General features: G+C 68.1%; 16 protein-coding genes. 4 read left to right on the top strand and 12 right to left on the bottom strand.

The window, feature by feature from the left end:
- Positions 1–2: 2 nt before the first annotated feature.
- The 3 genes from ACSQ9I_RS21170 to ACSQ9I_RS21180 form a co-directional block, all read right to left on the bottom strand.
- Positions 3–1,100, bottom strand: coding sequence for a BMP family ABC transporter substrate-binding protein (locus ACSQ9I_RS21170; RefSeq protein WP_436314346.1), 1,098 nt, complete (start codon positions 1,098–1,100; stop codon positions 3–5).
- Between the two features lie 78 nt (positions 1,101–1,178).
- On the bottom strand, positions 1,179–1,574 hold the full coding sequence (locus ACSQ9I_RS21175) for a hypothetical protein (protein WP_436314347.1): 396 nt from the start codon (positions 1,572–1,574) through the stop codon (positions 1,179–1,181).
- An 82-nt stretch (positions 1,575–1,656) separates the two neighbouring features.
- Positions 1,657–2,544 (bottom strand): LysR substrate-binding domain-containing protein, encoded by an 888-nt coding sequence (locus ACSQ9I_RS21180; protein ID WP_436314348.1) that lies wholly within the window; start codon positions 2,542–2,544, stop codon positions 1,657–1,659.
- 79 nt (positions 2,545–2,623) lie between these two features.
- On the opposite strand from ACSQ9I_RS21180, the gene ACSQ9I_RS21185 reads away from it, so the two are divergent.
- The gene (locus tag ACSQ9I_RS21185) at positions 2,624–3,781 is read left to right on the top strand and encodes an MFS transporter (protein ID WP_436314349.1); all 1,158 of its coding nucleotides are present in this window, start codon (positions 2,624–2,626) and stop codon (positions 3,779–3,781) included.
- Between the two features lie 5 nt (positions 3,782–3,786).
- On the top strand, positions 3,787–4,407 hold the full coding sequence (locus ACSQ9I_RS21190; RefSeq protein WP_436314350.1) for a pyridoxamine 5'-phosphate oxidase family protein: 621 nt from the start codon (positions 3,787–3,789) through the stop codon (positions 4,405–4,407).
- Between the two features lie 5 nt (positions 4,408–4,412).
- Here ACSQ9I_RS21190 and ACSQ9I_RS21195 read toward each other — a convergent pair whose 3' ends face one another.
- Positions 4,413–5,342, bottom strand: coding sequence for a LysR substrate-binding domain-containing protein (locus ACSQ9I_RS21195; protein ID WP_436304840.1), 930 nt, complete (start codon positions 5,340–5,342; stop codon positions 4,413–4,415).
- Between the two features lie 81 nt (positions 5,343–5,423).
- Between ACSQ9I_RS21195 and ACSQ9I_RS21200 the strand changes: the two genes are divergently transcribed.
- Both ACSQ9I_RS21200 and ACSQ9I_RS21205 read left to right on the top strand, forming a co-directional pair.
- Positions 5,424–6,695 (top strand): MFS transporter, encoded by a 1,272-nt coding sequence (locus ACSQ9I_RS21200; protein WP_436309503.1) that lies wholly within the window; start codon positions 5,424–5,426, stop codon positions 6,693–6,695.
- A gap of 137 nt (positions 6,696–6,832) precedes the next feature.
- Positions 6,833–7,180 carry a hypothetical protein gene (locus ACSQ9I_RS21205; RefSeq protein ID WP_436314351.1) on the top strand — a complete coding sequence of 116 codons (348 nt, stop codon included), beginning with the start codon at positions 6,833–6,835 and terminating at the stop codon, positions 7,178–7,180.
- A 23-nt stretch (positions 7,181–7,203) separates the two neighbouring features.
- Here ACSQ9I_RS21205 and ACSQ9I_RS21210 read toward each other — a convergent pair whose 3' ends face one another.
- The 8 genes from ACSQ9I_RS21210 to ACSQ9I_RS21245 form a co-directional block, all read right to left on the bottom strand.
- On the bottom strand, positions 7,204–8,244 hold the full coding sequence (locus ACSQ9I_RS21210; protein ID WP_436314352.1) for an adenosine deaminase: 1,041 nt from the start codon (positions 8,242–8,244) through the stop codon (positions 7,204–7,206).
- Complete coding sequence (locus ACSQ9I_RS21215) at positions 8,244–9,233, bottom strand: Rieske 2Fe-2S domain-containing protein (protein WP_436314353.1); 990 nt, start codon at positions 9,231–9,233, stop codon at positions 8,244–8,246. Before ACSQ9I_RS21215 ends, ACSQ9I_RS21210 begins: the two co-directional genes overlap by 1 nt.
- A gap of 66 nt (positions 9,234–9,299) precedes the next feature.
- Complete coding sequence (locus ACSQ9I_RS21220; protein ID WP_093102942.1) at positions 9,300–10,469, bottom strand: BMP family ABC transporter substrate-binding protein; 1,170 nt, start codon at positions 10,467–10,469, stop codon at positions 9,300–9,302.
- A 51-nt stretch (positions 10,470–10,520) separates the two neighbouring features.
- Entirely contained in the window at positions 10,521–11,441 is a 921-nt protein-coding gene (locus tag ACSQ9I_RS21225) for an ABC transporter permease (protein ID WP_436315793.1), read from the bottom strand.
- 85 nt (positions 11,442–11,526) lie between these two features.
- The gene (locus ACSQ9I_RS21230) at positions 11,527–12,681 is read right to left on the bottom strand and encodes an ABC transporter permease (RefSeq protein ID WP_436314354.1); all 1,155 of its coding nucleotides are present in this window, start codon (positions 12,679–12,681) and stop codon (positions 11,527–11,529) included.
- A complete protein-coding gene (locus ACSQ9I_RS21235) occupies positions 12,674–14,206 on the bottom strand; it encodes an ABC transporter ATP-binding protein (protein ID WP_436314355.1) in 1,533 nt (510 codons plus the stop codon). Before ACSQ9I_RS21235 ends, ACSQ9I_RS21230 begins: the two co-directional genes overlap by 8 nt.
- 65 nt (positions 14,207–14,271) lie before the next feature.
- A complete protein-coding gene (locus tag ACSQ9I_RS21240; protein WP_093103257.1) occupies positions 14,272–15,618 on the bottom strand; it encodes an NCS2 family permease in 1,347 nt (448 codons plus the stop codon).
- 92 nt (positions 15,619–15,710) lie between these two features.
- Positions 15,711–16,658, bottom strand: coding sequence for a LysR family transcriptional regulator (locus ACSQ9I_RS21245; protein ID WP_436314356.1), 948 nt, complete (start codon positions 16,656–16,658; stop codon positions 15,711–15,713).
- Positions 16,659–16,752 lie beyond the last annotated feature (94 nt).

Genomic DNA, 16,752 nt, shown 5'->3' on the forward strand with positions numbered 1-16,752 from the left:
GCTCAGCGCGCGATGCGCCCCTGCACGCCCTCGGCCAGCCAGTTCATCGTGAGGATCTGGTCGTCGCGCAGGCTCGTGCCCTTGGCGATGGCGAGCTTGCCCTCGTTGTCGCGCACGTCCTCGACCGCGCGAAAGACCTGCAGCTTGCCGCTGGCGATGTCCTGCTGGCGCGCCAGCACCTCCTCCTGCACCGCCTTCGGCACCTTGGGCCCGAAGTCGCCGACGCGGATCATCCCTTCCTTGACGCCGCCCCAGACGCTGGTGGCCTTCCAGCTGCCGTCGAGCACGGCCTGCGCGCGCTGCGTGTAGTAGGCGCCCCACTGGTGCGTGACGGCGACGATCTGCGCATCGGGCGCGACCTTGCGCATGTCGGAGTGGTAGGCCACGGCCATCTTGCCGCGCTCCTGCGCCGCGGCCATGACGGCGGTGGAGCCGGTGTGGAAGGCGATCACGTCCACGCCCTGGTTGAACAGCGTCATCGCGGCATCGCGCTCCTTCGGCGGGTCGAACCACGCATCGAGCCAGACGACCTTGACCTGGGCCTGCGGATCGACCGAGCGCATGCCGAGCGTGAAGGCGTTGATGCCCTGCAGCACTTCGGGGATCGCGAAGCCGGCCACGTAGCCCGCGATATGGGTCTTCGTCATGCGGCCGGCCGCGACGCCGGCGAGGTAGCGGCCCTGGTAGTAGCGCGCGTTTGCGGTCGCGACGTTGGGCGCGGCCTTGTAGCCGGTGATGGATTCGAACTTCACGTCCGGGAAATCGCGCGCCACCTTGAGCGTCGGCTCCATGTAGCCGAAGCTGGGCGTGAAGATGAGCTTGTTGCCCTGCTGTGCGAGATCGCGGATCACGCGCTCGGCATCGGCGCCCTCGGGCACGTTCTCCACGAAGGTGGTCTTGACCTTGCCGGGCAACGCGGCCTCGACGGCCTTGCGGCCCTCTTCATGCTGGCGCACCCAGCCGGCATCGGTGATGGGCGCGACATACACGAAGCCGATCTTGAGCGGATCGGCCGCGGGCTTCGGTTGGGAGAATGAAGGCGATAGAAAACAGGCGGCTGCGAGCGCCGCAACGGCGCTGCCCGCGAGGTTTTTGTACATGGTGTTCCTCTACATGGCCCCAGAAAGAAAAGGGCGCTGCGGGGCAGCAGCGCCGGGCGGTATTTTACCGGCGCGCGCTCAGCCGCTACGCGACCGGCTTCCGCGCGTGCTTCTCATGGCGTCGCTGCGCTGCTTCTGCAGTTCCTTCAACTGCGCCAGCTGGCTCGGGCAGTCCGAAGGCGTGGCGACCAGGACGAGCGGGCTGCGCCGCCGCGCTGCGATGGATTTCTCGACGTCCGCCGGGTCGCGGCCCTTCGAGACCAGGCCGGCAGCAACCACGGCCCTGGAATGCAGGAAGAAGGCTTTCTCGAAGGCCGGCGTGCCGCAGCGCGCGGCGATCACGCGGTAGTCCGCCTCCTGCTGTTCGTTGGGCGCCGCCAAGGCGAGTTCTCTTGCGCTCTGGGCACTGGCCGGAAGGCAGATGCCCACGACGGCTGCCGATGCGAGTGCAGCAAATTCCCAACGCGCTTTCATGTTCCGCCCCGTCTCAACACGAATGTGTTCAGCGCCTCATCGTACGTCCGCGCCGGCTTTTTGGGGGGACCGTTTGCGTGAACTATTGCGCGCGCCGCATCTCTTCTTCGAACCATTCGGCAACGCACCGCGCCTCGGGCACGGCATCGGGCGCGAGGCCGTAGTAGTAGCGCGTCAAGGGCATGCGCAGCGCAGGCAGGGCCGGCTGCAATCGCCCCGAGACGAGGTCATGCGCGAGCAGCGAGGTCGGCGCCAGCGCAATGCCCAGCCCGTCGACCGCCGCCTGCAGCACGAAATGCAGGTGGTCGAACTGCAGCCGGCCGGCCGGCTTCGTCCGCGGTGCGCCTACCTGCTTCTTCCAGTCGTCCCAGTCGCTCTTGCGCGTCTTCGCCGACAGCAGCACGTGCGATGCCAGCGCGCGCAGATCGGCCAGAGGCTGCGATCTGAAGAGCGCCGGCGCGCCGACGACCAGCACCTCGTCGTCGAGGAAGGGACTCACCCGCATGGAAGGCGGCCAGCCCTCGAGTCCGCGCCGCACCGCGATGTCGAAGCCGTCGGCGGCCTGCGCCGGCGCGACCGTGCTGGTGACGACCTGGGGCTCGATGTCCGGATGGCGCTCGACGAAAGAAGGCAGCCGCGGGATCAGCCAGCGCACCGCGAAGGACGGCCGCACGTTGATCCGCACCGCGCGGACGGGCGCCTCTCTGCCGAGCGCCCGCGCCGCGGCGCCGATCTGCTCGAGCGCAGGGCCGACCTCGGCGAAGAACTGCTGTCCTTCCGCGCTCAGCGTGACCTGCCGGATGCGCCGCTCGAACAGGGCGACGCCGAGAAATTCTTCGAGGCTGCGGATTTGCCGGCTCACCGCGCCGTGCGTGACATGAAGCTCGACCGCCGCGCGCGTGAAGCTCTGGTGCCGCGCCGCCGCGACGAAAACGCGGATGGCGTTCAGTGGCGGTTCGCGGGTCGGCATGCGTGCGATTTTCTCACGCATGCCGGCGCACGAATGTCGTTTGTCAGGGCAAGCCCGCGCAACGCACCATCGGGTCCTGATGCCTCGAACCCCGCCCGCTGCCGCCGACCTGAACTCGCGCCGCGCCGCCCTCGCACTGGCGCTCTCGCTGCCGGCAGACACCGTGCTCTACCTGCTCCTGCCCATGTACGCGGCGCAGTTCGGCCTGACGCTGGCGGAAGCCGGCATGCTGCTCGCGGCGAACCGGCTGGTGCGCATCGCCGGCTATGGCCAGGTGGCGCGCCTCTATGCGCAGCGCGGCGACCGCCCGACCTGCACGCTGGCCGTGGCGACGGCGGCGCTCTGCGCGCTGGGCTACGCAACGCTCTCGGGCTTCTGGGCGCTGCTGCCGCTGCGGCTGCTGTGGGGCCTGTGCTTCGCGGGCCTCAACCTTTCGACCCAGTCGCTGGCAACGGCAGATCCGGTCGGCGCGTCCCGCCGCAGCGGACGCTCGCGCGCCTTCGTCGCCATCGGGCCGGTGCTCGCGCTGCCCGTGGGCGCGCTGCTCGCGCAATCGACCGGGCCGCGGCCGATCTTCTTCGTGCTCGCTGCGGTGTCGCTCCTCGGCCTTTGCGCGGCACGCAGGCTGCCCTCTGCACCGCACCGCATTGCGACGCCGGTGCGGCGCTTCCAGCGGCCCAACAGCCTGGATGCCTGGTCCTTCATGGAAGGGTTGACGCTGGACGGGCTCTTCATCGTCGGCCTGTCCTACCTCGGCAAGGATCTTCTGCCGGGCGGCGCGGTGGTCGTGGCCGGCCTGCTGATGGCCTTGCGCTACCTGGCGGAAATCCTTCTGAGCCCGGTCGGCGGCCGCATGGCCGAGCGGCTGGGCGCCGAGCGCCTGCTGGTCATCCTGTCGCTGCTCACCGCCGTTGCGCTGGCGGGTTTCGGCGCCGGCTGGCTGTGGAGTTGCGCTGCCGCCATCGTCGTGCTGCGCGCCTTGCAACTGCCGCTGCTGCCGCCCATCGTGGCGCGGCGCACACCGGGGCCCGGGCGTGTTCAGGCGCTGGCCGCACGCTCGGTGTGGCGCGACATCGGCGCCGGCGCCGGGCCCCTGCTCGCGGGGCTCCTGCTGCCGGTCGCTTCCCCGCTGTGGCTCTACGGCCTTCCGGCGCTGCTGCTGGCACTGGCCGCACTGGCGTGCGGGCGAGAGTCGAAGCCAGCCGTGTACCTCCCATCCACTGCCACGAGGAAATGATCTCCATGACCCAGCCCCATGCCATCGAAACCCTCGCCCAGCTCGAAGCGCTGTTCGGCCATGCCGGCGAGGCCTCGATCAAGAAAGAAGTGCCCTATCTGCATCCCTCTTACCAAGCGCTGATTGCGGCCTCGCCCTTCGCCGTGCTTGCCACCTGCAATCCGGGCGGCCTCGACGCTTCGCCGCGCGGCGACCCGCCGGGCTTCGTCGCAGTGCAGGACGAGAAGACGCTTCTCATGCCCGAGCGCCGCGGCAACAACCGCATCGACAGCCTGCGCAACATCGTGGCCGATCCGCGCGTGGCCTTGCTGTTCCTCATCCCGGGCGTCGGCGAAACGCTGCGCGTGAACGGCCGCGCCGGCATCACGGTCGCGCCCGATCTGTTGGAGCGCTTCGCGGTCGATAACAAAGAGCCCCAGTGCGTGGTCGTCATCCGCGTGGAGTCGGTGTTCTTCCAGTGCGCGCGAGCCATTCAGCGTTCCCGGCTGTGGGCGCCGTTGCCGGTCGATGCAGAGCGGTCGGTACCGACGCCGGGCGCCATCCTGGCCGCGCTCACCGCCGGCGAGTTCGATGGCGCGACCTACGACCGCGAACTGCCGGCGCGCCAGGAACGCACGCTGTACTGACATGCTCACGCGCCGGGCACACCCGCACGCACCGCCTCGCGCAACAGCTCCGCCAGCCGCGCCACCGGCGCTTCGGGCTCGGCCTGCGCGCGGTACATGGCCAGCGCCATCTGCGGCAAGGCCGGCAGGCCGGTGCCGGCGCGATCGAGCACGCGCACATGCGAAGGCAATCCGAAGGGCGTTCGCGCCGACAGGCCGAGCCCCGCCGAGGTCGCGGCCCACAGCGCCGCGAGGCTGGCGCTGGTGAACGCATGCCGCCACGGGATGCCCGCGCGGTCGAGCACGGTGGTGACGATCTCGCGCAACGGACATGGCGCGTCGAGCAGCACCAGCGGCAGCGCCTCCTTCGACTTGCGCGCGCCGGGCCGCTGGCGCTCGATCCACCACGGCGCATCGAGCGCCTCGGGCGCCGCCGGGCCCACCCATTGCAGCGGAAGGCGCACCAGGCGCTCGCCGTGCGCCAGCGACAGCCTGCCCTCCACCTCCCAGATCAGCGCCAGGTCGAGCTGGCCCAGGTCGAGCCGCTCGCGCAACTCGGCGCTGCGTGCCACGCAAGCCTCGATGCGCACCTTGGGATGCGCGCGCGAAAAACGGCCGAGCACGCCGGGCAGCAGCGTCTCGCCCAGGTCCTCCTGCAGGCCCAGGCGCACCCAGCCCTGCAGATCGACGCCGCGCATCGCAGCCGCCGCTTCGTCGTTGATCTCGAGCAGGCGGTGCGCATAGGCCAGCATGGTCTGGCCCGCGTCCGTCAGGTCGAGGCCGCGCCCGGCCTTGCGGAACAACGGCGTGCCGGCCTGCGACTCCAGCTTCTTGAGCTGCGCGCTCACGGCCGAGGTGGAGCGCCCCAGCTTGTCGGCCGCGCGCGCAAAACTGCCGAGCGCGATGCCGGTGGAAAAGCTGCGCAGCACATCGAGATCGAACATCACCTGGGCCATGACAATCCTGTTTTTTGGGATGATGGGTTGATTATTTTCTGATTTTCAGAACTCTGGCAACAGCCGACACTGCGTCGCACGATGTCATCCGATCCTCATTTCTCTCCCCGGCACCGCTGGAAGGTGCTCGCCGCCGGCGTGGCCGCCAACGCCGCCTTCTCGGTCGCCTTCAGCGGCATTCCGATGACCGCCGTGCTCATGCGCTCGGGCTACCGGCTCGACAACGCGACGCTGGGCCTGGTGCTCGGCCTCATGGGCCTGGGCATCGCCGTCAGCGAACTGCCCTGGGGCCTGCTCACCGACCGCTGGGGCGATCGGCCCGTGCTGCTGACCGGGCTCGGCGCCACGACGGCGGCGCTCGTCGCAATGGCGCTGTTCGCCGCGCCCACGGCGCAGCAGGTGCCGGGCCTCGGCTGGCTCGGTGCGGGCCTGCTCCTTGTCGGACTGCTCGGCGGCAGCGTCAACGGCGCCAGCGGGCGCGCCGTGATGACCTGGTTCGCGGACGGCGAGCGCGGCCTTGCGATGAGCATCCGGCAGACGGCCGTGCCGCTGGGCGGCGGCATCGGCGCGCTGGTGCTGCCCGTGGTCGCGCTGCACTTCGGTTTCGCGGCGCTGTACGGATTGCTGGCCGCGCTGTGCGCACTGAGCGCCCTGCTCTGCCGGGCCTGGGTGCATGAGCCGCCGGCCGCGCCGCGCGCAACACCCGCAGCGCACGTTGCCGCGCCACACAACGGCCCGCTGCGCGACCCGCGCGTCTGGCGCATCGTTGCCGGCATCGGCATCCTCTGTGCGCCGCAGTTCGCGGTGCTGTCCTTCGGCACCGTGTTCCTGCACGACTTCGGCCATGCCGGCCTCGCCGCGATCACCGCCACCATGGTGACGGTGCAGGTGGGCGCGATGGCGATGCGCGTCTGGAGCGGCCGCTGGACCGACCGCCGCAGGAACCGGCCGGCCTACCTGCGCGCTTGCAGCATGCTCAGCGTGCTGCTGTTCGCCGCGCTCGGCGCAGTGTCGCTGGCCGGCGATGCGACGGTTGTCGATTCATCGACGCTGCGCATCGTGCTGATCGTCTTGCTGGCCGCTTGCGGCGTCTGCGTCTCGGCCTGGCACGGCGTGGCCTACACCGAGCTCGCCGTGCTCGCGGGCGCTGCGCGCGCCGGCACCGCGCTGGGCATGGCCAACACCAGCGTGTTCGCGGTCTGCTTTCTCACACCCTTGTCGATTCCGCACCTGCAGGCCTTGCAGGGCTGGCCACTGGTGTGGTTTGCGGCCAGCGCCTGCGCGTTGATGGCGCTGCCGCTGCTCGTACCAATACAGAGGACCCGGGTCGAGGCCGTGGGCGTACGACCGTGAGAGGTACAAGTGCCGCAATCAGTACAAAGGCAGAATCCGACGCACAGACATCGGCAGAATAGTGCTGTGAATTCAGGGTCAACAGGAAGCCAGAGCAAGAGCCTCCAGCTGCCGTTCATGTCAAACGCGCGAAGCCCATGGCGTACACGTATCTCTTCTTCCAACCCACGCGTCTGCCGCTCGAGCCGCACGAACTTAGCGAGGCTACGGTCCTTCCGTTGAACAACGGTGTTGCAATTCGGGCAGCACTGGCACGCGCGATTCATGCCATCGATTGGGACAGTGATCATGTCGGTCGCACCCAGATCGACGGACAATGGATTGAACTTCACGTTCCTGCGGCAAAGGGCACACTCAGCCTGCGATGCTCGCTGCGAGCGGACCACTCAGCGATCGTTCAGCGCCTGTGCGACCAGCTTGGTTGGCTGGCGTTCGACGAGCGACCTATGTGCTATCAACCGGACCGGGTCCCGATGCCCGCCTAGCGAAATCTCGTCACAGCCCTGCGTCAAGCCCGCGCAAAGGCCTCGTTCAGCCGATCCATCCAGCGCCCCTTCGTCGCCGCGTCGACAAAACTCCCCTCGAAGCTGTTGGCCGCCAGCTGCCACGCATGCTGCGCCGTCAGGCCGGTCGCCGCGAAGGTCTGGATGAAGTTCTCGTTCATGTAGCCGCCGAAGTAGGCCGGGTCGTCCGAGTTCACGGTCGCGACCAGGCCGGCGTCGAGCAAGGCGCCAAGGTTGTGCTGCGCGAGATCGGGAAACACGCAGAGCTTGAGATTGGACAGCGGGCAGACGGTGAGCGGGATGCGGTCCGCTGCCAGGCGCTTCATCAGCGCGGCGTCCTTGGTGCTCTGCACGCCGTGGTCGATGCGCTCGACCTTGAGCACGTCGAGCGCGCTCCACACGTAGGCCGGCGGACCCTCTTCGCCCGCGTGCGCGACCAGGTGGAAGCCGAGCTCGCGGCAACGCGCGAACACGCGCGCGAACTTCTCGGGCGGATGGCCGAGCTCGCTGGAATCGAGGCCAACGCCGATGAAGCGGTCGCGAAACGGCAGCGCCTGTTCGAGCGTGGCGAAGGCGTCTTCCTCGCTCAGGTGGCGCAGGAAGCACAGGATCAGCGCGGCGCTCACGCCGAGCTTGCTCTTCGCGTCGACGCAGGCGCGGTGCAGGCCGTCGATCACGGTCTGCATCGCGACGCCGCGCACCGTGTGCGTCTGCGGGTCGAAGAACATCTCGGTATGGGCCACGTTGTCGGCCGCGGCACGTTCGAGGTACGCCCAGGCCATGTCGTAGAAGTCCTGCTCCGCAAGCAGCACGCTGGCGCCCGCGTAGTAGATGTCGAGGAAGCTCTGCAGGTTGGTGAAGGCGTAGGCGCGGCGCAGCTCTTCCACGCTGGCGTAGGGAATGGCCACGCTGTTGCGCTGCGCGAGCGCGAAGATCAGCTCGGGCTCGAGCGAGCCTTCGATGTGCATGTGCAGCTCGGCCTTGGGCATGGCGCGCAGCAGCGCGGGCAGGCGGTCGGCGGCAACGGGAGGAACGGTGTAGGTCATCAGCAGACTCCGAAAGTGATGCCGCGCGCCAAGAGGTGCCGGCGGTAGAAAGACGAGGCCTTGTCGGCCGCGGTGTGCAGCTCGGCGCGCAGGTCCAGCGGCAGGCGCTTGGGCTGCTGCGATTCGAGCACCGGTTTGTCCTGCAGGAAGATGGTGTCCTGGAATGCGCGCAGTTGCGCATCATCGCGCGCAAAGTCGGCGGTGGCGAGACGGAACCACACCCGGCTGCACTCCGCATCGACGGGGCAGATGAAGAGCGCGATCGATTCCTGGTAGCCGTCGATGCCCACGCTCGCCGCTTCGGGGATCTTGGTCAGCACCGCGGCATAGGGCGCGGTCACCTCGTAGCTGTACTCCACCTTCGCCGGCGCCGTGGAATTGATCGTGGACTGCGGCTGCCAGGCCTTGCAGCCGGTCGCGAGCAGGCCGCCGGGCGTGACCTCGACGCGGTAGTCGTCGATGGCCGTCATGTCGCGCGCGCCAAGCCAGCCTTCGTGCACGAAGCCGAAGTGCGCCATGTCGAGGAAGTTCTCCACCAGGCGAGGCGCGCTGGTCTCGACGTCGTAAGGGCCGCAGTTGAGCTTGCGCAGCTGCACGTCGTGCTCGGCCGCGAAGGCCGGCAGCGCGCCACCCTCGCCTTGCAAGCGCACCCAGACCAAGCCATGGGCTTCCTGCGCCGCATGCATCGTCGCGCGGTGCGTGGCCGGCGGCTGGAAGTCTGGCAGCGCGGGCACGTGTGCGCACCGCCCACCGGTCGCGAACTGCCAGCCGTGATACGGGCACTCCAGCCTCGTGCCGCCTTCGCAGGCCACCACGCGGCCCAGCGAGAGCTGCGCGCCCCGGTGCGGGCAGCGGTCGGCCCAGGCCTGCACCGCACCGGCGGCGTCGCGCCACAGCACGAGGTTTTCGCCGAGCAGGCGCGCGGCGAACGGTGCGCCAGCTACTTCATCGGTGAGCGCAACGGGATGCCAGAGTTCTTTTTCGATCATCGTGAGCGTTGGGAAACGAAAAAGGGTTGCCGATCGGCAACCCTTCAGAACGAATACTCCGACGGCTTACTTCTTGTCGCCGCCCGGCACCTTGCCCTCGACGCCCTTGACGTAGAAGTTCACACCCGAGAGGAACTTGTCGTCGGCGACTGCGTCCTTGGCAACCAGTTCTTTGCCGTCCTGCGCGACGATCGGGCCCTTCCAGATCGAGAAGCTGCCGTCCTTCAGGCCCTTCTTGACTTCCTCGACCTTGGTCTTGATCGGGGCCGGCACGTCTTCGGCCAGCGACACGATGTCGATCGCGCCTTCCTTCACGCCCCACCAGGTCTGGCCGGTGGCCCACTTGCCGTCGAGCGCGTCCTGCACGGCCTTGGTGTAGTACGGCGTCCAGTTGATGACGGCCGAGGCCAGGTGGGCCTTGGGACCGTAGGCGGTCATGTCCGAATCCCAGCCGAAGGCGCGCTTGCCTTTTTCCTGCGCGGTCTTGAGCACGGCCGGCGAGTCGGTGTTCTGGAACAGCACGTCGGCGCCGCCGTTGATCAGCGCGGTGGCGGCCTCGGTCTCCTTCGGCGGGCTGAACCACTCGTTGACCCACACCACCTTGGTCGTGACCTTCGGATTGACCGATTGCGCACCCAGCGTGAAGGAGTTGATGTTGCGCAGCACCTCGGGGATCGGCACCGAGCCGACCACGCCCAGCGTGTTGCTCTTGGTCATCGCGCCCGCGATGATGCCGGCCATGTACGCGCCTTCGTAGGTGCGGCTGTCGTAGGTGCGCATGTTCTCGGCCGTCTTGTAGCCGGTGGCATGTTCGAACTTGACATCCTTGTTGTCGCCGGCGACCTTGAGCATCGGCTCCATGTAGCCGAAGGTGGTGCCGAAGATCAGCTTGTTGCCCTGGCCCACCATGTCGCGGAACACGCGCTCGGCGTCCGCCGACTCGGGCACGCTCTCGACGAAAGTGGTCTTGATCTTGGCGCCGAATTCCTTCTCGACCGCCTTGCGCGCGTTGTCGTGCGCAAAGGTCCAGCCGCCGTCACCCACCGGCCCGACATAGGCGAACGCGACGTTCAGCGGCGCTGCGGGCGCGGGCGCCGCGGCGCTCGGAGCCGGTGCCGGTGCAGCAGGTGCAGGCGCCGGCGCTTCTTCCTTCTTGCCGCAGCCGATGAGGGCGGCCGAAGCGACCGCGGTGACGGCAGCCAGCTTGAGCAGGGAACGCTTGTTCAGATCATTCATTGTCGAAATCCTCAAAAGGACAGGTTGGCAGAGAAACAAAACGAAACTCAATTATGAGCCGGGGTAGAAGGGTTTCCCGATCGATGCCGGCATGTTGACGCGGATGAAGGCCGGGTTGCGCGAGATCAGCGCCAGCACCACGATCGGCGCGATGTACTGCAGCATGCTGAGGAACTGGCTGGGCACGTCGACGCCCGTGCTCTGCAGGTGAAAACCCAGCATCGAGACGCCGCCGAACAGGTAGGCGCCGAGCAGCACCCGCACCGGCCGCCAGGTCGCGAAGGTGGTGAGCGCCAGCGCGATCCAGCCGCGGCCCGCCACCATGCCTTCGACCCAAAGCGGCGTGTAGACCGTCGACAAATAGGCGCCTGCAAGGCCGCACAGCGCACCGCCCGCGATCACCGCCAGGAAGCGGATGCGCCGCACCGGATAGCCCAGCGCATGCGAGGACTCCGGCGACTCGCCGACCGAGCGCAGCACCAGCCCGGCGCGGGTGCGATAGAGGAACCAGATGAGGCCGATGGTGAGCAGCACCGCGAAGTAGACCATGGGGTGGTGCCGGAACAAGGCCGACCCGATGAGCGGAATGTCGCCCAGCACCGGCAGCGCGTAGTTCGTGCTCTCGGGCAGCTTGGCCTGCACGAAGTTGATGCCCGCGAAGGCCGAGAAGCCGACGCCGAACAGGCTCAGCGCGAGCCCGGTCGCGTACTGGTTGGTGTTGAGCCAGATCACCAGCACGCCGAAGAAGGCCGCCAGCAGCGCGCCGGCCACAGCGCCGGCAAGAAAGCCGAGCCAGGTGTTGTGCGTGACCACCACCGTGGCGAAGCCGGCGATCGCGGCGCACAGCATCATGCCCTCGGCGCCGAGGTTCACGATGCCGGCCTTTTCGTTGATCAGCAAGCCCAGCGCCGCGATCGCGAGCACGGTGCCGGCGCTGAGCGTGGAGCCCAGGAGGAGTGCGTAGCTTTCCATCATGCCTCCCGCCGGGCCGCCCCAAGGGCGGCATGCGTCCCCTCGGGGGACAGCGAATACACGAAGTGATGAGCGTGGGGGTTCATTAAATTGCTCCTTCGGTGGCTTGGACGGCGACGGGTGCGGTCAGTGGCGTGCTGGCCTGCAGCGACGAGGTGCCGGCCGGCGCAGCCACCGCCTTGGGCGCCGACTTGCGCCGGATGCGGTAGGCGATCAGCGTGTCGCACGCCAGCAGCGTGAAGAGCAGCAGGCCCTGGAACACGCCGGTCAGCGACTTGGGCAGGCCCAGGCGCGACTGCGCGAGCTCGCCGCCGATGTAGAACATGCTCATCAGGATGGCCGAGAAGATCATGCCCACCGGATGCAGCCGGCCGACGAAGGCCACGATGATCGCGGCGAAGCCGTAGCCCGCCGGCACATAGGGCGTGAGCTGGCCGATCGGGCCCGCCACTTCGAGCGCGCCCGCGAGGCCGGCCGCGCCGCCCGAGGTGAGCAGCGCGATCCACACCGCGCGCCGCGCCGAGAAGCCGGCATAGCGCGCGGCGGCCGGCGCCAGGCCGCCGACCTGCTGCGCGAAGCCCGAGCGCGTGCGGAACAGGAACACCCACAGGGCCGCCGCGCCGATCAGCGCGATGACCAGGCCGATGCTCACGCGCGAGCCCTTCATGAGCCGCGGGATCTGCGTCACCGCCTCGAAGGTCTTGGTCTGCGGGAAGTTGTAGCCCATCGGGTCTTTCCAGGGTCCGTAGACCATGTAGCCCAGGAGCAGCGTCGCGACGTAGACCAGCATCAGGCTCACGAGGATCTCGTTGGCGTTGAACTTGTCGCGCAGGAAGGCCACGATGCCGGCCCAGACCATGCCGCCGAGGATGCCGGCCACCAGGATCGCAGCCACGATCCACGAGCCCGTGGTCTTGTCGGCCAGCAGCGCCACGCCGCCGGCCGCGATCGCGCCGAACACGAACTGCCCTTCGGCACCGATGTTCCAGACGTTGGAGCGGAAGCACACGGCCAGGCCGAGCGCGATGATGAGCAAGGGCGTGGCCTTGACCATCAGCTCGCCCAGCGCATAGCCGCTCTTGATCGGCTCCCAGAAGAAGACCGCGAGGCCCTTGACCGGGTCCTTGCCCAGCAGCGCGAAGAGCACCATGCCGATCAGCACCGTGATGAGCAGGGCCAGGATCGGCGAGCCGTAGCTCCAGAAGCGCGAGAGCTGCGGGCGGGGTTCGAGCTTAAGCATGGGCCACCTCCTTCGCTGCAGCCTGGGGGGCGTTCCACAGGCCGCTCATCCATTCGCCGATCTGCGGCACGGTGGCCGCCGCGCGGTCGATCGAGGGCGAGAGCCGACCCTTGGCGATCACGTGCAGCCGGTCGCTGATCTCGAACAGCTCGTCGAGCTCTTCGCTCACCACCAGCACCGCGCAGCCGGCGTCGCGCAGCGCCAGGATCTCGCCTCGGATCAGCGCCGCGGCGCCCACGTCCACGCCCCAGGTCGGCTGCGAGACGATGAAGATCTTCGGATTGGCGTCGATCTCGCGCCCGACGATGAACTTCTGCAGATTGCCGCCCGAGAGCGAACGCGCCGCCGCGCCGGGCCCGCCGGCCTTGACGTTGAAGCGCCGGATGATCTCGCCGGCATGCTGCTGCAGCGCACCGGTGCGGATCCAGCCGCCCTGGCCCACCGCGTTGCTGCGGGTGAGCAGCATGTTGTGCGCGAGGCTCAGCGTCGGCACCGCGCCGCGGCCCAGCCTTTCCTCGGGCACGAAATGCAGGCCCAGCGCGCGCCGCCTGCGCGGCCGGAAATGCGCGGCCGGCCGGCCGAAGACCTCGATCATCGGCGCCTCGGCGCGCGTGTCCTCGCCGGAGAGCGCGTAGAGCAGCTCTTTCTGGCCGTTGCCCGACACGCCCGCGATGCCCACCACCTCGCCGGCCCGCACGTCGAGCGAGATGCCGTCGAGGTCGACGCCGAACTGGTCTTCGCGCGCCAGCGTCAGGCCCTTGACCCGCAGGGCCACCGCGCCCGCATGCACCGGCCGGTGCTGCAGGGGCGGCGGCTCGGCGCCGATCATCAGGCGCGACAGCGATTCATTGCTTTCGTTCTGCGGGTTGCACACGCCCGTGACCTTGCCGCCGCGCAGCACCGTACAGGCGGTGCAAAGCTCGCGGATCTCGTGCAGCTTGTGGCTGATGTAGAGGATGCTGCAGCCTTCAGAGGCCAGCTTCTTGAGCACCACGAAGAGCTTGACCACCGCCTGCGGGGTCAGTACCGAGGTCGGTTCGTCGAGGATCAGGAGCTTGGGGTCGGTCAAGAGCGCGCGGATGATCTCCACCCGCTGCATCTCGCCGACCGAGAGCGTGTGCACCGGCCGCGACGGGTCGATGTCGAGCCCGTACTCGCTCGCCTTGGCCGTGATGCGGCGCGTGACCTCGGCCAGCGCCAGGCTCTTGTCGAGCCCGAGCCAGACGTTCTCGGCCACGGTGAGCGTGTCGAACAGGCTGAAGTGCTGGAACACCATGCTGATGCCCAGCGCCCTCGCCTCCTGCGGGTTGCGCACGGTGACCGGCTGGCCGTTGAAGGTCACGCTGCCTTCGTCCGGCTTCACGGAACCGTAGATGATCTTCATCAGCGTGGACTTGCCGGCGCCGTTCTCGCCGAGCACGGCATGGGTTTCGCCCGGCGCCACCGTGAGCGAGACGTCGCTGTTGGCGACCACCGCGGGATAGCGCTTCGTAATGTGCGCGAGCTGAAGTCTTTGGATTGTCATGCCTGTGCCTGGCCTTTGGGTTGTTGTTGCCCTGAACCGCCCTTGGGACGATCGCCGTATTTTCGTCAGTGTCCGCCGATATAGATGAACTTGAAAAGGAACACGCCGCCAATGAGCCACACCATCCAGTGCACCTGCCTGGCGCGGCCGGTGAACAGCTTCAGCACCGCATAGGTGATGAAGCCGAAGGCCAGGCCGTTGGCGATCGAGTACGTGAAGGGCATCGCCAGCGCCGTGACGGCGGCCGGGATCACTTCGGTCGTGTCGTCCCAGTCGAGCTCGGTGATGTCCCTAAGCATCAAACAGGCCACGAAGAAAAGCGCCGGTGCGGTCGCATAGGCCGGCACCGAGCCGGCCAGGGGCGAGATCACCAGAGCGGCCAGGAACAGCACCGCCACCGTGAGCGCCGTGAGGCCGGTGCGCCCGCCCGCCTGCACGCCGGCCGCGCTTTCCACGTAGGCCGTGGTGCTCGAGGTGCCCAGCAGCGAGCCCGCGAAGATCGCGCCGCTGTCGGCCAAGAGCGACTTGTTGAGCCGGTCCATCTTGCCCGGCACCAGGAGGCCGGCGCGCCGGGCCACGCCCATCAGCGTGCCGGTGGCGTCGAAGAGCTCGACCAGGAAGAAGACCAGGATCACGTTCAGGATGCCGCCCGAGAGCGCCGACTTGATGTCCAGCTGCAGGAAGGTGGGCGCGATCGAGGGCGGCGCCGAGAACACGCCGTGGAAGGTGTTGCCGCCGAAGAAGAAGGACAGCACCGTCACCGCGATGATGCCGATCAGGATCGCGCCGGGCACCTTGAGCCGGTCGAGCACCACGATCGTGAAGAAGCCCAGCGTCGCCAGCACCACCTGCGGCGTGTGCAGGTCGCCCAGCGTGATGTAGGTGGCCTTCGACGGCGCGACGATGCCCGCGCTCTTGAGCGCGATGATCGCGAGGAAGAGCCCGATGCCGACCGTGATGGCCAGCCTTATCGACTGCGGGATGCCGCGGATGATCAGCTCGCGCAGCTTGAAGAGCGTGACCAGCAGGAACAGGCAGCCCGAGACGAAGACCGCGCCGAGCGCCGCCTGCCAGGTGAAGCCCATCTGCAGCACGACCACGTAGGCGAAGTAGGCGTTGAGCCCCATGCCGGGCGCCAGCGCGATCGGGTAGTTGGCGTAGAAGGCCATGATCGCGGTGCCGAGCGCGGCGATCAGGCAGGTGGCGACGAACACCGCGTCCTTCGGCATGCCCGCATCGCCGAGGATCGACGGGTTGACGAAGATGATGTAGGCCATCGTCAGGAAGGTCGTGAGGCCTGCCACCAGCTCGGTGCGCACTGTCGTGTTGTGCTCCTTGAGCTTGAACATGCGCTCGGCCCAGCCGGTGGCCGGGCGTGCAGAGCTGGTGTCGTGCTCGCTGATGTCGAGCATCTGTTGTGTGCGGTTCATCGCGTTGTCTCCGTCTCTCTTGTGTATATGGCGTGGGTCGAAGTCGCGACGCCCGGCGCGAGTGGAAGAACTGCCTAGCCGGCAGCAGGAAGCGACGGCCTCAGCGAGGCCGCCACGGCTTTGGTTCGCTCGCGCAGCCAGCGCGCGGAGCTCGATGAATGGGTGCGCTCATGCCAGAGCTGGTAGTACATGAGGCGCGGCAGCGCGATCGGGCACTCGAGGATCGCGACCGGCAGGCGGTCGACAAAACGCGCGCAGTACTGGCGACCGGTGGTCAGCACCAGCAGGCTCGAGGCCACCATGTCGGGGATCAGGCTGAAGTGCGCGCAGCGCGCCGTGATGTTGCGCTGCCGGCCCAGCTCGTCGAGCATCTGGTCGATGATGCCGCGCGCGCCGGGGTGCATGGGGGTCGGCGCCACGTGCTCGGCCGCGAGCCAGGTCTCGAGCTCCCAGCCGCGGCGCACGGCCGGATGGTCCTTGTTGACCAGCGAGACGATGTCGTCGGCGAAGAGCCGCGCCATGTGCAGGTCTTCCGGCGGCTTGAGCCAGTTGCCGATCACCAGGTCGACCTGGCCGAGCGACAGGTGCGCGTGATAGTCCGAATCGGACGAGAGCGAATGGATCTCGATGTGGCACAACGGCGCCTGCGCCTTGACCTGCGCCACCAGCATCGGCAGGAACAAAGGGTCGAGGTAGTCGCTGGCCGCGATGCGGAAGGTAGTGGACGCGGTCTGGGGATCGAAGCCGCGCGCATCGGAGAACAGCATCTCCGCGGCGCGCAGGATGCTGGCGGCCGGATCGATCATGCGCAGCCCCGCATCGGTCGGCACCATGCCCGAGCCCGAGCGCACCAGCAATGGGTCGCCCGAGAGCTCGCGCAGGCGCTTCAGCGCTGCAGAAACTGCAGGCTGGTACATGCCCAGGCGGATGGCGGCGCGCGAGACGCTGCGGTCGGTCAACACGGTATGTAGAACCCTGATGAGATGAAGATCGATCTTGTCGAGAAGCGCCTGGTCTCTCATAAGCTGCCCGCATGTTGCTGAATGTGTGGGCAGTTATACAGCGCTGAATTCACGTTAAGTCCGTTCGGGCTGAGCTTGGCCTGTCCTGAGCTTG

This window comes from Variovorax sp. LjRoot84, from assembly GCF_964254305.1.
In the GTDB taxonomy this organism is placed as follows: Bacteria; Pseudomonadota; Gammaproteobacteria; order Burkholderiales; family Burkholderiaceae_C; genus Variovorax.

Coding starts and splice junctions, on each gene's coding strand:
- ACSQ9I_RS21195 (WP_436304840.1), bottom strand. CDS start 5,342: ATGGCCCAGGTGATGTTCGATCTCGATGTGCTGCGCAGCTTTTCCACC.
- ACSQ9I_RS21220 (WP_093102942.1), bottom strand. CDS start 10,469: ATGAATGATCTGAACAAGCGTTCCCTGCTCAAGCTGGCTGCCGTCACC.
- ACSQ9I_RS21180 (WP_436314348.1), bottom strand. CDS start 2,544: ATGCCGACCCGCGAACCGCCACTGAACGCCATCCGCGTTTTCGTCGCG.
- ACSQ9I_RS21215 (WP_436314353.1), bottom strand. CDS start 9,233: ATGATCGAAAAAGAACTCTGGCATCCCGTTGCGCTCACCGATGAAGTA.
- ACSQ9I_RS21185 (WP_436314349.1), top strand. CDS start 2,624: ATGCCTCGAACCCCGCCCGCTGCCGCCGACCTGAACTCGCGCCGCGCC.
- ACSQ9I_RS21230 (WP_436314354.1), bottom strand. CDS start 12,681: ATGCTTAAGCTCGAACCCCGCCCGCAGCTCTCGCGCTTCTGGAGCTAC.
- ACSQ9I_RS21205 (WP_436314351.1), top strand. CDS start 6,833: ATGGCGTACACGTATCTCTTCTTCCAACCCACGCGTCTGCCGCTCGAG.
- ACSQ9I_RS21210 (WP_436314352.1), bottom strand. CDS start 8,244: ATGACCTACACCGTTCCTCCCGTTGCCGCCGACCGCCTGCCCGCGCTG.
- ACSQ9I_RS21200 (WP_436309503.1), top strand. CDS start 5,424: ATGTCATCCGATCCTCATTTCTCTCCCCGGCACCGCTGGAAGGTGCTC.
- ACSQ9I_RS21190 (WP_436314350.1), top strand. CDS start 3,787: ATGACCCAGCCCCATGCCATCGAAACCCTCGCCCAGCTCGAAGCGCTG.
- ACSQ9I_RS21235 (WP_436314355.1), bottom strand. CDS start 14,206: ATGACAATCCAAAGACTTCAGCTCGCGCACATTACGAAGCGCTATCCC.
- ACSQ9I_RS21175 (WP_436314347.1), bottom strand. CDS start 1,574: ATGAAAGCGCGTTGGGAATTTGCTGCACTCGCATCGGCAGCCGTCGTG.
- ACSQ9I_RS21245 (WP_436314356.1), bottom strand. CDS start 16,658: ATGAGAGACCAGGCGCTTCTCGACAAGATCGATCTTCATCTCATCAGG.
- ACSQ9I_RS21240 (WP_093103257.1), bottom strand. CDS start 15,618: ATGCTCGACATCAGCGAGCACGACACCAGCTCTGCACGCCCGGCCACC.
- ACSQ9I_RS21225 (WP_436315793.1), bottom strand. CDS start 11,441: ATGGAAAGCTACGCACTCCTCCTGGGCTCCACGCTCAGCGCCGGCACC.
- ACSQ9I_RS21170 (WP_436314346.1), bottom strand. CDS start 1,100: ATGTACAAAAACCTCGCGGGCAGCGCCGTTGCGGCGCTCGCAGCCGCC.